Source organism: Janibacter sp. LM (assembly GCF_039631275.1).
Classification (GTDB): Bacteria; Actinomycetota; Actinomycetes; order Actinomycetales; family Dermatophilaceae; genus Janibacter; species Janibacter terrae.
Map to the genome: position 1 here is coordinate 1 of NZ_JBDIVG010000028.1, position 4,118 is coordinate 4,118.

A 4,118-nucleotide genomic window follows, 5' to 3' on the forward strand; every position below is an offset into this window, starting at 1 on the left:
GTTCTCCAACACCATGGCCGTCACCTCGAGCGACTACGACGGGGTGGCGGTCACCTACGCGCAGGTGGCCTCGCGCCCCTCGGTCCACGAGCAGCGCACCCGGGCCGAGCGCACCCTCGTCATCCTCGACGAGATCCACCACGGCGGGGACAACAAGTCCTGGGGCGACGGCATCCGCCAGGCCTTCGAGCCGGCGACCCGTCGACTCTCCCTCACGGGCACGCCCTTCCGCTCCGACACCAACCCCATCCCCTTCGTCGGGTACGAGTACGGCGACGACGGGATCCTGCGCTCGAGCAGCGACTACACCTACGGGTACGCCGAGGCGCTGCGCGACGGGGTCGTGCGGCCGGTGCTCTTCATGGCCTACGGCGGCGCGATGCGCTGGCGCACCCGCGCCGGTGACGAGGTGGCCGCGCGGCTCGGCGAGCCGATGACCAAGGACCTCGTCGCCCAGGCCTGGCGCACCGCACTCGACCCGAAGGGGGAGTGGATCCCCTCGGTCCTCGCGGCCGCGGACAAGCGACTCACCGAGGTCCGTCGCGGGGTGCCGGACGCGGGGGCCATGGTCATCGCCACCAACCAGACGCAGGCCCGCGCCTACGCGCGCATCCTCACCGAGCTGACGGGGGAGAAGCCGACGGTCGTCCTGTCCGACGACAACGGTGCATCGCAGCGGATCGAGGACTTCTCCGCGAGCACCTCGCGCTGGCTCGTCGCCGTGCGCATGGTGAGCGAAGGGGTGGACGTGCCCCGACTCTGCGTCGGCGTCTACGCGACGTCGACGTCGACCCCGCTGTTCTTCGCGCAGGCCGTCGGACGCTTCGTGCGCGCCCGCGGCCGCGGCGAGACCGCGTGCGTCTTCCTGCCCAGCGTGCCGGTGGTCCTCGCCCACGCCGGTGCCCTGGAGGAGCAGCGCGACCACGCCCTCGACCGGCCCGACGCCAGCGAGGACGAGGCGCCCCTGTGGTCCGAGGAGGAGGGCATGCTCGCGGCGGCCAACCGCGAGGAGGGGACGAGTGATGACCTGCTCGGGTCCTTCGAGGCGCTCGAGTCCGACGCCCACTTCGACCACGTGCTCTACGACAAGCAGCAGTTCGGGCTGCACGCCGAGGTCGGCTCGGAGGACGAGCAGGACTACCTCGGCCTGCCGGGGCTGCTCGAGCCCGACCAGGTGCACGCCCTGCTCAGCGAGCGGCAGACGAAGCAGTCCAGGCGGACCGGCCGCACCCGTCAGGACGACGACGCGCCCATGGCCGCCCACCGGGCACTGGCCGCCCAGCGCAAGGAGCTCAACAAGCTCGTCGCGGCGTACGCGACGAAGACCGGCTCCCCGCACGCCAACATCCACATGGACCTGCGCCGCGCGTGCGGGGGCCCGGAGCTCGCGCAGGCCACGAGCGAGCAGGTCACCGAGCGGATCGAGCGGATCCGGCGCTGGTTCGTCGGGCGGAAGTGATGGACAACTCGCTCCCGGTCCATCCGGGTGGCCCTCTGACCAACAACGCACTGTCTGCGTGACCTGATGAGGATCAAAGACGTCGGGCGCAGTGCCTGGTCCGATGACCACAGGGGGTTCGCCTTCGTCATCGGCATGTGCATCTTCTGGCTCGGCCCCCTGATGTTCGGGGCGATGGCCGTCATGGGGCCCCGGGTGATCTGGCCGATGCTGGCGGGTGCGGTCATCACGGGTGTCGGGTGGGTCCTGGCGTGGGTGGTCATGATCCGACAGGTGCGCCGCTCGCCACCCGGGGCCAGCGTCGACCTGACGCCGACCGTGCCGCTCGTCGCTCCAGCCGTCCTCATGGTCGGCGGCGTCCTGCTGAGCCTGCTCTCCTTCTGACCCTGCGGCCTCAGGGGGTGCGCGGCCCGGCGGCGGCCTGCACGAGCGCGTCGGTACGCATCTCCAGGTGGGTCACCAGGCAGATCGAGGTGCTCGCGCGCACGACGTGGACGTCGTCGATGATGTCGTCGATGACCCGGCCGAGGTCGGCGTTGTCGGTGGCGACGATGCGGATGATGAGGTCGCCGACGCCGGTCGTGCTGTGGATCTCGAGCACCTCGGGGATCGCGGTCAGGTGGTCGACGACGGCCTGGTGGCCGAGGCGCTGACGGATCTCGAGGGTGCACAGCGCCGTGACCGGGTACCCGAGCGCCGCCGGGTCGACCGTCGGCGCGAAGCTGCGGATGACCCCCTTCGTCTGGAGCCGGTCGAGGCGCGCCTGCACCGTCCCCCGGGCCACGCCGAGCTCCCGGGAGGCGCCGAGGACACCGATCGACGGACGCTCTGAGAAGAGCGCGATGAGGCGGGCGTCGAGGTCGTCGATGACCGGGCGTCGGGACCGGGGCGTCGTCATGGGCACATTGTCGCCCTCGACCCGGTGGCCCGGCAACAGATTGTGCACGGTGTGCAGGGGCCGTTGGTCCTCTTGCCCACGCCCGTGAGCCCCCGCCACGCTGGGCGCATGTCCGACACCGTTGTTGAACTCACCAGGCAGGAGCGCGAGGCCCAGCTCGACCTCGCCCAGCTCAAGCAGCTCGTCGGGCTCGTCGAGTACGACGAGAGCACCGACCCCTTCCCGGTGACGGGATGGGACGCGATCGTCTTCGTCGTCGGCAACGCGACGCAGACCGCGCACTACTACCAGTCCGCGTGGGGCATGGAGCTGGTCGGCTACTCGGGGCCGGAGCACGGCAACCGGGACCACAAGGCCTTCGTCCTGAGGTCCGGCTCGATCCGCTTCGTCGTCAAGGGCGCCGTCAGCCCGGACAGCCCCCTCATCGCGCACCACACCGCCCACGGCGACGGGGTCGTCGACATCTCGCTCGAGGTCCCCGACGTCGACAAGTGCGTCGCGCAGGCCAAGGCCGCCGGGGCCAGGGTGGTCCGCGAGCCGGAGTACGTCTCGGACGAGCACGGCACCGTGCGCATCGCCGAGATCGCGACCTACGGCGAGACGATCCACTCCCTCGTGCAGCGGACCGTCGACGGCCGGACCTACGCCGGCGTCTACCTGCCGGGGTACGTCGCCAAGGAGTCCACCTTCGTCAAGCGCGACGGTGCGCCCAAGCGGCTCTTCCAAGCGCTCGACCACATCGTCGGCAACGTGGAGCTGGGCAAGATGGACGAGTGGGTCGGCTTCTACAACCGGGTCATGGGTTTCGTGAACATGGCGGAGTTCATCGGTGACGACATCGCGACCGAGTACTCGGCGCTCATGTCCAAGGTCGTGGCCAACGGCAACCACCGGGTGAAGTTCCCCCTCAACGAGCCGGCCATCGCCAAGAAGCGCAGCCAGATCGACGAGTACCTCGACTTCTACCGCGGTCCCGGCGCGCAGCACCTCGCCCTGGCGACGAACGACATCCTGCGGACCGTCGACGAGCTGCGCACGGAGGGCGTCGAGTTCCTGGACACCCCGGACGCGTACTACGACGACCCGGAGATGCGCGCCCGCATCGGCGAGGTCCGCGTGCCGATCGAGGAGCTCAAGGCGCGCGGGATCCTCGTCGACCGTGACGAGGACGGCTACCTCCTGCAGATCTTCACCAAGCCCCTCGGGGACCGCCCTACGGTCTTCTTCGAGATCATCGAGCGGCACGGGTCGCTCGGGTTCGGCAAGGGCAACTTCAAGGCGCTCTTCGAGTCGATCGAGCGCGAGCAGGACAAGCGCGGCAACCTCTGAGTCGATGCCGAAGGGGGGCGGCCCACCGGTGGTGGGGCGCCCCCCTTCGTCATGGGCGTCGATAGACTCAGGTGACCCTCACCAAGGAGCCTCGTGACCTGGTCGCACTTCCTGCCCACCTTCGGGGGGCTCTTCGTCATCGTGATGCTGCGGGCCAACGCGACCTACTGGATCGGGCGTGGCGCGGCGGCGGGCACGCGGCGCTGGCGCGGATCAGCGTCACCGCCGTCCCGGAGCGTCACGAGGGCGCAGGACCTCGTCAACCGGTGGGGCCCGGTCGCGGTCGTGCTGTGCTTCCTGACGATCGGGATCCAGACGGCGGTCAACGCGACGGCGGGCGTCACGCGGATGCCGCTGCGCCGCTACCTGCCGGCGGTGACCGTTGGGGGCTCTCCGTGGTTCGTGGTGAAGGAGAGGTCCGCGTCGTAGCGG

5 protein-coding genes are annotated in these 4,118 nt (G+C 70.3%); 4 read left to right on the forward strand and 1 reads right to left on the reverse strand.

Annotated elements, in window-relative coordinates; all coding sequences use genetic code 11:
- Positions 1–1,459: DEAD/DEAH box helicase family protein (locus ABC138_RS14475; protein ID WP_345914119.1), on the forward strand; the 1,459-nt coding region annotated here is incomplete at its 5' end.
- Positions 1,460–1,525: 66 nt separating this feature from the next.
- Positions 1,526–1,843, forward strand: coding sequence for a hypothetical protein (locus ABC138_RS14480; RefSeq protein WP_345914120.1), 318 nt, complete (start codon positions 1,526–1,528; stop codon positions 1,841–1,843).
- 10 nt (positions 1,844–1,853) lie between these two features.
- Here ABC138_RS14480 and ABC138_RS14485 read toward each other — a convergent pair whose 3' ends face one another.
- The gene (locus ABC138_RS14485; protein ID WP_345914121.1) at positions 1,854–2,357 is read right to left on the reverse strand and encodes an Lrp/AsnC family transcriptional regulator; all 504 of its coding nucleotides are present in this window, start codon (positions 2,355–2,357) and stop codon (positions 1,854–1,856) included.
- 108 nt (positions 2,358–2,465) lie between these two features.
- Between ABC138_RS14485 and hppD the strand changes: the two genes are divergently transcribed.
- Both hppD and ABC138_RS14495 read left to right on the forward strand, forming a co-directional pair.
- Positions 2,466–3,686: a 4-hydroxyphenylpyruvate dioxygenase gene (hppD, locus tag ABC138_RS14490; RefSeq protein ID WP_345914122.1), complete on the forward strand. Its 1,221-nt coding sequence runs from the start codon at positions 2,466–2,468 to the stop codon at positions 3,684–3,686.
- Between the two features lie 93 nt (positions 3,687–3,779).
- Positions 3,780–4,115: a VTT domain-containing protein gene (locus tag ABC138_RS14495; protein WP_345914123.1), complete on the forward strand. Its 336-nt coding sequence runs from the start codon at positions 3,780–3,782 to the stop codon at positions 4,113–4,115.
- Positions 4,116–4,118: the final 3 nt, after the last annotated feature.